Origin of the sequence: uncultured Boseongicola sp. (assembly GCF_937988555.1) — a bacterium.
Classification (GTDB): Bacteria; Pseudomonadota; Alphaproteobacteria; order Rhodobacterales; family Rhodobacteraceae; genus Boseongicola.
Window position 1 is genome coordinate 1 of the sequence record NZ_CALJXO010000171.1, and the last position, 11,703, is coordinate 11,703.

18 protein-coding genes are annotated in these 11,703 nt (G+C 56.6%); 7 read left to right on the forward strand and 11 right to left on the reverse strand.

Annotated features, from left to right (window positions below):
* The 5 genes from Q1B15_RS09320 to iolG all read left to right on the forward strand — a co-directional run.
* Positions 1–1,014: thiamine pyrophosphate-dependent enzyme (locus Q1B15_RS09320; RefSeq protein WP_299753284.1), on the forward strand; the 1,014-nt coding region annotated here is incomplete at its 5' end.
* The gene (iolC, locus tag Q1B15_RS09325; RefSeq protein ID WP_299753286.1) at positions 1,014–2,003 is read left to right on the forward strand and encodes a 5-dehydro-2-deoxygluconokinase; all 990 of its coding nucleotides are present in this window, start codon (positions 1,014–1,016) and stop codon (positions 2,001–2,003) included. The genes Q1B15_RS09320 and iolC, both read left to right, overlap by 1 nt.
* Positions 2,004–2,017: 14 nt before the next feature.
* Complete coding sequence (locus Q1B15_RS09330; RefSeq protein WP_299753288.1) at positions 2,018–2,860, forward strand: 5-deoxy-glucuronate isomerase; 843 nt, start codon at positions 2,018–2,020, stop codon at positions 2,858–2,860.
* A complete protein-coding gene (locus tag Q1B15_RS09335; protein ID WP_299753290.1) occupies positions 2,857–3,687 on the forward strand; it encodes a class II fructose-bisphosphate aldolase in 831 nt (276 codons plus the stop codon). Before Q1B15_RS09330 ends, Q1B15_RS09335 begins: the two co-directional genes overlap by 4 nt.
* Before the next feature lie 13 nt (positions 3,688–3,700).
* Entirely contained in the window at positions 3,701–4,690 is a 990-nt protein-coding gene (iolG, locus tag Q1B15_RS09340; protein WP_299753292.1) for an inositol 2-dehydrogenase, read from the forward strand.
* Between the two features lie 9 nt (positions 4,691–4,699).
* On the opposite strand, the gene Q1B15_RS09345 is transcribed toward iolG, so the two are convergent.
* Genes Q1B15_RS09345 through Q1B15_RS09370 form a run of 6 tightly spaced genes read right to left on the reverse strand, consistent with a single transcriptional unit; the run spans position 4,700 to position 6,644 of the window.
* Positions 4,700–4,999 (reverse strand): hypothetical protein, encoded by a 300-nt coding sequence (locus Q1B15_RS09345; protein ID WP_299753294.1) that lies wholly within the window; start codon positions 4,997–4,999, stop codon positions 4,700–4,702.
* Between the two features lie 5 nt (positions 5,000–5,004).
* Positions 5,005–5,388: an AMP-binding protein gene (locus tag Q1B15_RS09350; protein ID WP_299753296.1), complete on the reverse strand. Its 384-nt coding sequence runs from the start codon at positions 5,386–5,388 to the stop codon at positions 5,005–5,007.
* Positions 5,389–5,432: 44 nt separating this feature from the next.
* A complete protein-coding gene (locus Q1B15_RS09355; protein ID WP_299753298.1) occupies positions 5,433–5,741 on the reverse strand; it encodes an AMP-binding protein in 309 nt (102 codons plus the stop codon).
* The gene (locus Q1B15_RS09360; protein ID WP_366141698.1) at positions 5,687–6,079 is read right to left on the reverse strand and encodes an AMP-binding protein; all 393 of its coding nucleotides are present in this window, start codon (positions 6,077–6,079) and stop codon (positions 5,687–5,689) included. The genes Q1B15_RS09355 and Q1B15_RS09360 overlap by 55 nt, the downstream gene beginning before the upstream one ends.
* Complete coding sequence (locus Q1B15_RS09365; protein WP_299753302.1) at positions 5,994–6,305, reverse strand: hypothetical protein; 312 nt, start codon at positions 6,303–6,305, stop codon at positions 5,994–5,996. Before Q1B15_RS09365 ends, Q1B15_RS09360 begins: the two co-directional genes overlap by 86 nt.
* A gap of 36 nt (positions 6,306–6,341) precedes the next feature.
* Positions 6,342–6,644 (reverse strand): malonyl-CoA decarboxylase family protein, encoded by a 303-nt coding sequence (locus Q1B15_RS09370; RefSeq protein WP_299753304.1) that lies wholly within the window; start codon positions 6,642–6,644, stop codon positions 6,342–6,344.
* A 505-nt stretch (positions 6,645–7,149) separates the two neighbouring features.
* Between Q1B15_RS09370 and Q1B15_RS09375 the strand changes: the two genes are divergently transcribed.
* Together Q1B15_RS09375 and Q1B15_RS09380 are read left to right on the forward strand one after the other, a co-directional pair.
* Positions 7,150–8,031, forward strand: coding sequence for a fumarylacetoacetate hydrolase family protein (locus Q1B15_RS09375; RefSeq protein ID WP_299753306.1), 882 nt, complete (start codon positions 7,150–7,152; stop codon positions 8,029–8,031).
* Positions 8,031–8,156 carry a hypothetical protein gene (locus Q1B15_RS09380; RefSeq protein WP_299753308.1) on the forward strand — a complete coding sequence of 42 codons (126 nt, stop codon included), beginning with the start codon at positions 8,031–8,033 and terminating at the stop codon, positions 8,154–8,156. The genes Q1B15_RS09375 and Q1B15_RS09380 overlap by 1 nt, the downstream gene beginning before the upstream one ends.
* A 14-nt stretch (positions 8,157–8,170) precedes the next feature.
* Here Q1B15_RS09380 and Q1B15_RS09385 read toward each other — a convergent pair whose 3' ends face one another.
* The 5 genes from Q1B15_RS09385 to Q1B15_RS09405 form a co-directional block, all read right to left on the reverse strand.
* Positions 8,171–8,845 (reverse strand): GntR family transcriptional regulator, encoded by a 675-nt coding sequence (locus Q1B15_RS09385; protein ID WP_299753310.1) that lies wholly within the window; start codon positions 8,843–8,845, stop codon positions 8,171–8,173.
* A gap of 147 nt (positions 8,846–8,992) precedes the next feature.
* On the reverse strand, positions 8,993–9,253 hold the full coding sequence (locus tag Q1B15_RS23415; RefSeq protein WP_366141699.1) for a hypothetical protein: 261 nt from the start codon (positions 9,251–9,253) through the stop codon (positions 8,993–8,995).
* 425 nt (positions 9,254–9,678) lie between these two features.
* A complete protein-coding gene (locus tag Q1B15_RS09395; protein WP_299753312.1) occupies positions 9,679–9,942 on the reverse strand; it encodes a hypothetical protein in 264 nt (87 codons plus the stop codon).
* A gap of 330 nt (positions 9,943–10,272) precedes the next feature.
* Positions 10,273–10,680, reverse strand: a complete 408-nt coding sequence (locus Q1B15_RS09400) for a universal stress protein (protein WP_299753314.1) — start codon at positions 10,678–10,680, stop codon at positions 10,273–10,275.
* A 49-nt stretch (positions 10,681–10,729) separates the two neighbouring features.
* Positions 10,730–11,703: Ldh family oxidoreductase (locus tag Q1B15_RS09405; RefSeq protein ID WP_366141700.1), on the reverse strand; the 974-nt coding region annotated here is incomplete at its 5' end.

An 11,703-nucleotide genomic window follows, 5' to 3' on the forward strand; every position in this document is an offset into this window, starting at 1 on the left:
GTGACCGGGGCGAACAGCGCCAATTCAGTGGCCGAAGCTGCCGATGTGATCTTGTCCGTGGGTTGCCGCTTGCAAGACTTCACCACGGGGTCTTGGACGGCCTTTGCCAAGGACGCAAAGTTAATCTCGCTTAACGCCGCGCGCCATGACGCAGGCAAACACAAATCTCTTCCCGTAGTGGGGGATGCAAAACTTGGCCTGAGCGCGCTTGACGCAGCGATGGCTGGTTATCAGGCCCCGGCCTCTTGGGTCGACTTCGCCAAAGCCGAGCGTGCGAAATGGAACGCCTATGTCGCCGAAAACGTACGCCCTGGAAATCGCCCGAACTCCTACGCGCAGGTCATCGGCGCAGTGAACGCGCTCTGTGGCAAACGCGACCGCGTTGTGGCGGCAGCCGGAGGGCTTCCTGCGGAAGTCACGGCCAACTGGCGCACCCTTGATATCGGCACCGTCGACGTAGAATTCGGCTTTTCCTGCATGGGTTACGAGCTTGCTGGCGGTTGGGGCGCACGAATTGCCCAATCCGAAAAGGAACCCGACGCAGACACCATCGTCTTCACCGGAGACGGGTCCTATATGTTGATGAACTCTGACATCTATTCATCTGTCCTATCACAGAAAAAGATGATAGTGTTCGTTTTAGATAATGGCGGTTTTGCGGTCATCAACAAGCTGCAAAACAACACTGGCAACGAGAGCTTCAACAACCTTCTCGCGGACGCGCCAACCATTCCAGAAGCGTTCTCGGTCGACTATGTTGCACACGCCGCCTCTATGGGCGCCAACGCCGTTTTCGCCGACACGCCCGAGCAACTGACCCAAGCATTCAAGGCCGCGAAGACCTCGGACAAGACGTCCGTTATCGTGATGAACGTAGATGCCTACGACGGCTGGACAACCGAAGGTCACACGTGGTGGGAGGTCGGCACGCCGCATGTGACCGACAATCCGAAAGTGCGTGCAGCGCACATTGAGTGGGAAGAAAGTCGCTCCAAACAGCGCAAGGGTGTATAATGGACGTCCTTCAAGGCATCAAAAAGAACACTTTCGTCGTGGTAGGCCGCGTCGGGATTGATTTCTCGCCAGAACCCGCCGGTGTCGGTATCGAAGACGCTACGTCGATGATGGTCGCGATGGGCGGATCATCGGCCAACATAGCGGCGGGATTGGTAAAGTTCGGCTCGAAAGCGGCGTTGGTGACACGCGTTTCGAACGACGCAATCGGACGCTATTGCATCAGTCAACTGAACCGGTACGGCGTGGATGCGACCCATGTGAAGCCAATATCAGGTGAATTCAGAAACTCGCTGGCCGTCTACGAAACCCGCGTCGAGAACCACAATTCGGTGATTTACCGCAACGGGGCCGCCGATTTCCAAATGTGCATCGAAGATGTCGAAGCCGTTGATTACACTCAGTTTGGCGCATTGATAACGGCAGGGACAGTTTTTGCCGCAGAGCCGTCACGCTCGGCTGCGTTTCGTGCGTTTGAACTTGCAAAGGCCGCGGGATTGCCGGTGATTTTCGACGTCGACTATCGTCCTTATAGCTGGCCCTCGCCGCAAGTGGCCGAAGAAGTTCTCTCCAAGGCGGGCGCCATGGCGGACGTGATCGTCGCCAACGATGAAGAATTCGGCTTTATGGCGGGCGGCCTTGAAAAAGGCCTTGCGAAAGCGCGCGCCCTCGCTGCCACCACAGCCGCGATTGTAGTTTACAAAATGGGCCATCTCGGCGCGATAACTTTTGCAGATGGCACGGAAACCCAAAGCGGTATCTACCCGGTCCAGGCGGTAAAGCCGACCGGCGCGGGTGACAGTTTCATGGCCGGTTTTATCGCCTCATTGGCCGAGGGCCGCGACCTAAACAACGCCGTCATGCGGGGCTCGGCATGCGCCGCTATTGTCGTCGCAAAACCCGGCTGCGCGCCTGCTATGCCCACCGAAGATCAACTTGAGGCCTTCCTAGGCTCCCACCCCGGACCCAGTGTTCCAGACGTCATCTGAGAAGGATAGACCCAATGCATATCGCCCCATTTGACAACCAGAACATTCCCATCGTGGACGTGGACGATGGGCTTGTACCGCTGAATTATTTCAACATCGTAAAGCTGAAAAAGGGTGAGGCATTTGGCTATGCCGTGCCCGGATACGAAACGTGCATCGCACCGGCGACTGGTTTAATCGACGTGACTGTCGGCGGGTTCGGGGCCAATCAAATTGGCGGGCGTGGCGTCGACGTGTGGGACGGCGAGCCCGAGGGTGTCTATGCGCCCACCGGCATGGATGTGCGGTTTACCTGCCTGTCTGACAGCGCCGAGGTCTTCATCGCAGGTGCCAAATTCGACGACGTACTTGAGCCCTTCGCGGTTCGCGCCGACGAGATTGACTTTGTGCAATACGGCTCGGACGACACGAAAACACACCGCAAAATCAAACACATACTGGGGCAGAAGCAAAAAGACCGCGTCGGTCGTCTGCTGGTTTCAGAGCTGTACACAGTGGGCGCGGGCGGCTGGTCCGGCTTTCCAAGCCACAAACACGACACCGATCGCTTGCCCGACGAGACCCGCCACGACGAGACCTATAATTTCCGCTTCCGCCCGAATTACGGCTCAGGCCTTCAGATGCTTCAACGTGAAGACAACGAACCCGGCGATGCCTATCACATCGTCGACGGCTCCACGATTTGCATCGACAAGGGGTATCATCCTTGCTGCGTCCTTCCGGGCTATGAGATGTATTACTTCACCATTCTGGGCGGCCTCAGCCAGAGGTCCCTGGTGCAGTATTTTCAGGACACCCACAAAGAACAGCTCCACACCATTCCTGGCATCCTCGACATGGTGGCAAAGTTCAAATGACGCTCGCGACGCTTGCCGATGTGCTGCAGCCAGCGCTGAAGGGCGGATACGCCGTGGGCGGATTGGTGACGCTTGGGTGGGAAGACATGCGCGCCTACGTCGACGCCGCCGAAGCTGAAGGGTTGCCTGTGATTTTGCAGGCCGGACCCTCATGTCGTGCCCACACGCCCCTACCCGTTCTGGGCACTATGTTTCGCAATCTGGCGAACCGCGTGTCAGTTCCGGTCGTCGCACATCTTGACCATGGCTACACATTCGAGGACTGTGAAGAGGCGCTGGACTCTGGCTTTACCTCGCTGATGTTCGACGGATCGCGCAAGCCATTGGTGCAAAACATAGACGAGACTGCAAAGATCGCCGAAATGGCCCACGCTGCCGGGATTTCTTGCGAGGGCGAGATTGGTTTTGTGGGGTATAGCGACGGTGAAAACTCGCTGGGTACCGATCCCGATGAAGCCGCGCGGTTTGCCCGCGAAACCGGCGTGGACGGCATGGCAATCTCGGTTGGCAACGTCCATTTGCAGCAGAACAAAGAAGGCGGTCTGGATGAAGATCGCATCCGTGCGATTGAGACCATTACGGATGTACCGCTTGTTATCCACGGCGGTTCGGGCGTTCCAACTGATCAGCGAAAGCGCCTCGCTCAGACCACAAAGATTTGCAAATTCAATATCGGAACCGAGCTTCGGATAGCTTTTGGCGCCTCGCTTCGTGCAGCGCTGGCGGGCGACGTCGACAGCTTTGACCGGGTGCAAATCCTGAAACAGGTTGAACCAGACATCCAGACCGCCGCACGCCGCGTTTTGCGCGGTCTTGCCGCAGACTAACGAAGGATAAGATATGATTTCTATTGGTCTTTTGGGCTGTGGCCGTATCGGACAAGTCCACGCGCTTAGCCTTGCACGGATTGCCTCTGCAGGCCTAACAGCGGTCGCCGACACTGTGCCTGCGGCCGCCAAAGCGCTCGCCGCCAGCAGCGGCGCCGAGGTGCGCAGCGCAGACGAAATCATCGCCGCCACGGACATCGACGCGGTCATCGTCGCCACACCAACAACGCTTCACTACGACCAGATTCACGCGCTTGCTGCGGCGGGAAAAGCGATCTTCTGCGAAAAGCCGATTGACCTGTCGTCCGCACGCGCCGCCGAATGCCGCACCGCAGTCCAAGCCGCAGGTGTCGGCTTTTTCACCGCCTTCAACCGCCGGTTTGACCCGAACTTCGCGCACCTTCAGGCGCAGCTTGCAGCAGGCGTCATCGGCGACCCCGAGATTGTCGTCATAACCTCGCGCGACCCCTCCCCGCCGCCAATTTCTTACATCGAACAATCGGGCGGCCTGTTTCGCGATATGATGATCCACGACCTTGATATGGCGCGGTTTTTGCTGGGCGAAGAACCGGTCGAGATATTCGCCACCGGCGCTTGCCTTGTCGATCCCGCAATTGGCCACGCCGGGGACATCGACACCGCCGTCGTGACGTTGAAAACCGCTTCGGGCAAAATGTGCATGATCAACAACTCGCGCCGCGCGACCTACGGCTACGATCAACGTGTGGAAGTTCACGGCGCGAATGGCATGCTCAAAGCCGCCAACAAGCTTGAACATCAGGTTGAGGTTGCGGGCGCGGACGGGTTCACCACAGCACCCAATAAGCACTTCTTCCTTGAACGCTACTCCGATGCCTATGTTGCTGAAATGGAAGCCTTTATCGAGGCTATAGCCACAGGAACCGCGCCAAATCCATCAATAGACGATGGTGTGGCCGCGCAGCGCCTGGCCGACGCTGCCGCACAGTCTTTCGAGACGGGACAACCGGTAACGCTGACGTAAAAGCAAGCCTTACGCGTCCGCAGTAAAGCTTTCGCGCATGATGCTTTTTTTCGTTTTGCCCATAGTGTTACGTGGCAATGCAACCATCTCGCAATAAACGCGGGGATGCTGGAAGCGCGCTAGCCTGGACTCCACTTCCGCGCGCAACGCACCTTCATCAATCCCCGCAAGCCCCAGAGGCACGCAGGCGGCAACGATCATATCGCCAAAATCATGGTGCGAGACTCCGAAAACGGCTGTTTCTGATATCCCGTCCACGTCGTTCAGCACGTCTTCGATTTCTTTGGGATAGACATTGTAGCCGCCCATGATGATCAAATCCTTTTCGCTGCCAACGATGGAAAGATAGCCTTCCTTGCTGATCTGCCCAAGGTCGTCAGTGATGAAAACCGGTTCTCGCGCAGTTCTTCCGCTGTTTTGCCGGGCATCCGCCAGTAGCCTCGAAAAACATTCGACCCACGCACTTCGATCATGCCAATCTCGCCCGCCGTGACCAGTTCGCCCGTCTCACGCTTCGTCAGGCGCACTTCGGTTCCGGCAAGCGCAAAGCCAACCGTGCCCGTACGCCGCGCGCCGTCATAAGGGTTCGATATGATCATATTTGTCTCAGTCAACCCGTAACGTTCGAGAATGCGATTCCCGGTACGCGCGGTAAATGCCTCGTGCGTTTTGGCAAAAAGCGGCGCGCTTCCCAACACGAAAACCGCATATCAGCCACCCTTTCGCGGGTCAGCCGGTTGTCTCACAAAAGTCGCGTGTAGAACGTCGGAACGCCCATCATCAGCGTGGACACCGCCAAGGCCTCGATTATCTCGTCGATGTCGAACCCGGCCATAAACCGCACACGGGCCCCGGCCAAAAGTGCAGAGTTGATCGCCAAGAAAAAGCCCGTGCGTGTGGAAAATGGGTAAAGCATGAAACAAAGTGTCGTCTGATGTGATCTGCCGAAATCAGTCAATGCCCGCGCGTTCGACAACAGGTTGTCGTGGCTAAGCATCACGCCCTTTGAACGTCCTGTGATGCCCAAGGTATACAAAAGGGCGGCCAACACATCAGGGGGAAAGCCACGGTGGCAAACGTCCTAGGCTTGGCCGCAACGTCCCACATCAAAGTGCCTGAACCGTCCGCATTAAGGGTCAACACGAAAGCATCCTGCCCGCGCGTGAGACCTGCGAGGCCAACCGTCGCTGCGTCGCCGCAAGCGATTAGGCTTGGCCCGGCGTCCTCTATAAAATAGGTTAACTCATCCTGTTTATACCCTGTATTCAAAGTTAAAAATGTCGCTCCGACCTGGAGTGTGGCGTCATAGAGCACCAGCATCTCCGACCGCTTCGGGGCCTGCACAACGATCCGATCCCCCGGGACGCACCCCGTGATCCCGCAAGACATGCGCCATTTGCGTGGCTTCCTGCACAAAGGCACGAAAGCTGATTTCGGCTGGGCGTCCAATCTCACTCACCGCCAAGAAAGTTGCATCGTTTTCGGAGTGGGGCGCAATCAGAGCGTCACACAGATGGTTCGTCACGGCGTGTTGGTCCTTTTGCCCGGCAGTAGCGGCCTTTACTTTCAATGCGCGCGACGTCGGAATGTCGCCCCCCGCACACCTATATCTCATGATTTTTCTCGATCAGCTTCAGATCGTAAAGGTAATTCACCATCGCCCGCTGGATTGTTCCCGCCCCTTGTGAGTTTTGTCCGCGTTAGCATGCGTGCCATGGATCAACGCGCCATTGCCAAGATGAAACCGCGCCACGGGATCGACCGGAACGCCGGCGTTAGTTTTTGCGTGTAACAGATAATGCGCCGCCACGGCTTCCACGACCTCATCCGTTGCCGTCCCGGCAAACACATCCAAGCAATGTGCATCCTCGCTTTGCGTCTTCAACCAGCGTTCCAGATCGGGGATCGGGGACAGCGTGACAAACGTACCGAGGTTCGGCAGTTCGTTGCTCAACTCGTCAACCACTTGTTTGATCAGAAGGTTTCGTTCCTACTCCAACGCGACCGTCTGGGTCGACAGTTCGACCGAAACCGACAGGCTGCCATCGTTGATCATCCATTTGCGCAAAACGAAACCGCGCGCGCCGCTTTTGTGCATCGGGTCCGCCTCTGCCAAAGCACGGCCGCATCGAAAGATGAAGCGCAGTAGATGATTAGGCCGATCCCTTGCATATGTTCGCCCGTTTCGTTCGATATCGGGCGTGCAAAGGTCAGATTTCCGTCGCGCACCAACTGTCCCTTATACTTCAAGATGAGTTGGCAGATTTGCCTTCAGGTCTTCGGCATTTTATCTGGCATCGACATGACCACAAACAATTCAAACGCAAAGGACCCGCGCGCCTTTACTTCGGCTATGCAACTTTCCCAAGCCGGCGTCTTGCACAAGCTCAAAATATCGATTTTAATTGACATTATCCTATTTTATCGCCAAATAGTGGCTGAAAAACAAGGGGATCGACATGCGCTTGATGGTTGGCCACGCAGCTGCGGCAAAATTCGTCTACCTCGTTAAAGGCGATGAGGCTTTTAATCTGACGGCGCAGTTTCGCGGTATTGGCGACGATCTTCAAGGGCTGATCGACGATCCCGCATTGATGGCCGAGATTGCCAAAACTTCAGACCTCGGCGGATCAATCGCAGTTGCAGACATCACGCCCGCCCTGCCCGTGCAGTGTCCTGGCACGATCATTTGCCTTGGCCTGAATTATGTCGATCACATCAAAGAAGGCGGCTATGACATCCCGGATTACCCGGCATTGTTTATGCGTGGCAAAAACTCAATCATGGCAGCAGGTGCGCCATTGGTGCGCCCATCATGTTCGGAAAAACTCGATTATGAAGCCGAATTGATGATCATCATCGGCACAGGCGGGCGCCATATTCCTGAAGAACGCGCGCTTGATCACGTCTTCGGCTACACCATCTTCAATGATGGCTCAGTGCGCGATTACCAACGCAAGACCCACCAATGGACACCCGGTAAGAACTTCGACGACACCGGCGCAATCGGGCCTTTCGTCGTGACCCCCGAAGACCTGCCTGAAGGGGCTAGGGGCCTAAAGATCGAAAGCCGCGTTGGCGACGAAATTCTGCAAAGTTCCAACACCGCAAACATGATCTGGTCGGTGGCAGCCACCATCGCAATCATCTCAGAATACACAACGCTAGAGCCCGGCGATCATATCGCTCTTGGCACGCCTCCGGGCGTTGGGCACGCCAAAAAGCCCAACCCGCGCTGGTTGCGGCCCGGCGAGGTCGTGGACATCGAGATCGAAGGCATCGGCATCTGCTCGAACCCTATTTTCGACGAAGCGGACCTCACGAAAGCGGCAGCGGAATAATGGCGACGGACGGCACCATGGATCAGAACAATGATGCTCAACAGGCGATCCGCGACCCGCGTGTCAGCATCAAGCGCGTCGGCGATGCCGAGATCGGCCTGATATTGGTGGCCGAAGGCGGCTAAGCGGCTCGCGACGCTTATATCCGCTCGGCCAGAAACGCGCCAGTGCGGCGGTAATGGTTCAGAAGTGCAGAAGATGCGCCGTCTGCATCCCGTGCAATCGCGCGATCCATGATCTCAGTATGTTCTAGACCAACATCGCGTTGCTGATAATTCAGAGACCGGCCCGCCAGGAACCGATAGCGAATATTCAGATCATAAAGCTGCGAACAAAACCGCATCAAAATCGGAGTGTCAGAGTTTGACAAAAGCGCGATGTGGAACGCCTTATGATGGTCCTCGAAATCTTCGGCCTGCGCCTTGTTTGCCCGTGTCATCCGATGATGGGCCAGCACAAGCGCCTCTTCCCACGCCTCATCCGCAGCCGCGACGCTTTTGCGCAAAGCCATATCTTCCAGCTCGCAGCGCAATAGTAGAATCTCATCGAAGTTCTTGCGACTTGTCGGCGCGGCCCGAAACCCACGCTGGTCAATTCGTTCCACGAGATGCTCGGACGTCAAAAGGCTAAGCGCCTCACGGATCGGCGAAGCTCCTGTATCAAGTCGCAACCTCAAGCCTTCAATTTTCAGTTTCTCGCCCGGCCTCACCTCGCCCGTGACGATCATCCGGCGGATCGTGCGATAGGTGCGTTGAGTCGCAGAGCCATCAGCCGTTGAGGTCGGATCGCTTGATTGAATAAGGTCAGAGTCCATTGAGAAAGAATATCGATTTTTTGCCATACCGCAACGCAACTAACCTAGTCGTTGTCAGTTAATACGGCCCCTGCGCCACTTTCACGGCTTGCTTCGGTTGAAGGCACAAAGGTGCGTGCTGCAAAATCCGACAAGGCCACAAACGTTTCACAATCCACGAGCTCGCGATAGCCCTTCAATGGCAAGCGCCAAAGGACCGGAAGCCGCGCCTGTTACTGCAATATCCGCCCGGTCCGGACACACAGTCTGAGCGCGCACCGCCGCATCCAATGCGTCATCGAGCTGCGATGACGAAGCCTGTGCGAACAAGCCAACCAGTTCACTGATATCCGAAGGGTTGCGATGTTCGATTTCGGATGCACCGCTGACCCAGGCCCCTGCGATGTAATTCTTGTTCAATTCCGCCATAGGGTCCACCTTTATACTCGGGTTTTGTTTAGCTTTGCGCCACAAAGCCACGAACAGTCGATTCAATCGAACGCAAATAAATTGAGTTAGCGTCAATCAAGATGACGTTTTGGCGGATCCTGTCGGAAAGTCTGAATTCTGGATCGCCGCAGCCATGGCACGAGTTGCCGGAGCAAGTGAATGGCCCGGCTGGGTCATCATCCAGATGTCTCACCCGGCGGACGCGCAAGTGCGGCCTCGACAACCAACTGAAGTACGACGGTGATGCCCACGCCGCCGGTATCAGCCCCCAAAAGCGATGTGGTTTCTCGCTGCAAAAGACGCGCTTTTGCAAGGATCGGCCGAAAGTCTTCGTCTGTGATCCGGCGGCATAACCTATTTGCAATAAACAGGTCTTCGACAAGGTCGGACCACGTCAGACAATTCTAATCCCGGGCCAGCAGGTGATCCCCGCGGCAGATAACGCCAAAGGGATCAGAAAATAGCTTCGTGCAAGCATAGCCCGCCATCGCACCCAGACTGCTTTTGCCAATGTCAAAAATTTCTGAGCAGACGTCCCGCTCGATCTTCTCGTAATCCGCGCCGCTGATGTCGACCCGCACGTCCGGTGTGTTTGCACGAAATCGCGCAGTATTGGCGGCATTATGGATTGCGGGATCGATAGTGTTACGGTCAGATTGACCTGGCAAAGCTCAGCATTTGACAGCCCGTCGATTGCCGCTACGGTCCGGCCGAAATGCTCGATCTCGCGGCATGCTTCGCCAAGGACCTGTCGCCCAAGCAGCGTCAGGCGAGATTTTCGCGCAGTCTCGAAAATGGGTACACCGACGTGTTCCTTGAACTGCTTCAGAACAATTGACACAGCCTACGGAGCACGCCCAAGCACATTGGCCGCCTCCGCCAGCGACCCGTGCCACAACAGTTACAAAGCAGCGAAGCGCTTCGATCTTTATCGACATCCCGATGGCAATTTCAACTAGCAGCATTTTTCCAAGAGAAATCGCGCTAAACTGAAGTGCTTACCTTAGCACATACACCGAGCAATGCGCGCGGCGGACAACGCGAGAAGCGGTTGAACCGAGGTGATAATCCTCTTGTCCCGGGCTGTGCGATCCAACGATGATCATATCAACGCCGGCGTCTTTCGCATACTTCGTGATCTGTACGCCGGGCTTACCCGTGATAACTTTGCAGTCAATGTCCGCAGCATCGCCAGCGGCTTGGCGCAGCTTTTCAAGGACGCGCGCACTCAGGTGGTTCTCTGGTTTCACCGTCACGAATTCTGCCACGAAACCACCAATTTGCTCCAACACTGTCAGAAGCGTAATTGTGCCGCCGGGCGCAAGCATATGCCGCGCGGCCTCAATCTTGCGAGATACTAAAGGCGCGTGGTCAAGAGCCACCGGGATCAGGATTTTCTTGTGCATTTCGATTTGCTCCTTGGGGCTGTGTGCGTGACGCACTCAGGTGTTAAGTCTATGTTTTATGGAAAGATGCAAGCGCACGTGCCGCAACGAGATATCGTGTCGGAACGGTCAACCCGTCGGCTTCGGCGGCCTTTATCGCTGCCAGCCGTCGCGTCCCCGGCAATCGCGTGCCCTCCAGATCGGTGATCGACTTTAACAATTCTTCAAGCCGATCCGCAAAGCCAGTTCCGTCGGAATTCGGGCGGATCGCGATTAAGGTCTGGCCAACTCGGGGTCGCACGCCTTCTGCGGTGAAAAAGGAACCGGCTTCATAGCTAAACGCGCTTCCGGTCAACGGCGCCGCCAGAATTTCGACCATCAAAGCCAAGGCCGCGCCCTTTGCATCGCCAATCGGCAACATGGTGCCGCCAAGCGCGGCTTCGGCGTCGGTTGTCGGGTTGCCAGCGGCATCAAGCGCCCAGCCTTCCGGGATAGGCTTGCCTTGCTTTTTGGCGTTCATCACCTTGCCCCGCGCGACTTTCGAGAGCGAAAGGTCGATTATCAGAGGGTTAGCCTCTTTACGTGGAGCTGCAAAGGCAATCGGGTTGGTCCCGAAAAGAGGTTGATGCGACCCCCATGGCGCAATCGCTTTGGGCGCGTTCGTAAACATCATGCCAATCAGGCCCGCCTTAGCAAGCTTCTCCACCTGCAATGACAGTGCGCCGCAATGATGCGAGTTGCCGACCGCCGCAACCGCAATCCCCATTTCTTTGGCGACCGGGATCAGCGCGGAAATGGCAGTTTCGATCGCTGGGTAAGCAAACCCGCAATCGGCGTTAATTAGGATTGACGCAGGTCGAAGGGCCGTGACCGTGATCGCCGCATCAGTGTTAATCTTTCCGGACTTCACCTGCGCGGCGTAATCTTCCAGACGCGAGAACCCGTGACCGACCTGCCCCTCGGCCTCGGCCGACACAAGCGCCACGGCCGTAGGGCGCGCCTGCGCCTCAGTTGCACCGGACGCCATCAAAGCCCTTGAAATAA

Excerpts from the sequence above, each read along its gene's own strand:
- iolC (WP_299753286.1), top strand. The coding sequence starts at position 1,014 with ATGGACGTCCTTCAAGGCATCAAAAAGAACACTTTCGTCGTGGTAGGC.
- Q1B15_RS09330 (WP_299753288.1), top strand. The coding sequence starts at position 2,018 with ATGCATATCGCCCCATTTGACAACCAGAACATTCCCATCGTGGACGTG.
- Q1B15_RS09335 (WP_299753290.1), top strand. The coding sequence starts at position 2,857 with ATGACGCTCGCGACGCTTGCCGATGTGCTGCAGCCAGCGCTGAAGGGC.
- iolG (WP_299753292.1), top strand. The coding sequence starts at position 3,701 with ATGATTTCTATTGGTCTTTTGGGCTGTGGCCGTATCGGACAAGTCCAC.
- Q1B15_RS09345 (WP_299753294.1), bottom strand. The coding sequence starts at position 4,999 with ATGGGCGGCTACAATGTCTATCCCAAAGAAATCGAAGACGTGCTGAAC.
- Q1B15_RS09360 (WP_366141698.1), bottom strand. The coding sequence starts at position 6,079 with ATGTCTTGCGGGATCACGGGGTGCGTCCCGGGGGATCGGATCGTTGTG.
- Q1B15_RS09365 (WP_299753302.1), bottom strand. The coding sequence starts at position 6,305 with ATGAGATATAGGTGTGCGGGGGGCGACATTCCGACGTCGCGCGCATTG.
- Q1B15_RS09375 (WP_299753306.1), top strand. The coding sequence starts at position 7,150 with ATGCGCTTGATGGTTGGCCACGCAGCTGCGGCAAAATTCGTCTACCTC.
- Q1B15_RS09380 (WP_299753308.1), top strand. The coding sequence starts at position 8,031 with ATGGCGACGGACGGCACCATGGATCAGAACAATGATGCTCAACAGGCG.
- Q1B15_RS09385 (WP_299753310.1), bottom strand. The coding sequence starts at position 8,845 with ATGGACTCTGACCTTATTCAATCAAGCGATCCGACCTCAACGGCTGAT.
- Q1B15_RS23415 (WP_366141699.1), bottom strand. The coding sequence starts at position 9,253 with ATGGCGGAATTGAACAAGAATTACATCGCAGGGGCCTGGGTCAGCGGT.
- Q1B15_RS09400 (WP_299753314.1), bottom strand. The coding sequence starts at position 10,680 with ATGCACAAGAAAATCCTGATCCCGGTGGCTCTTGACCACGCGCCTTTA.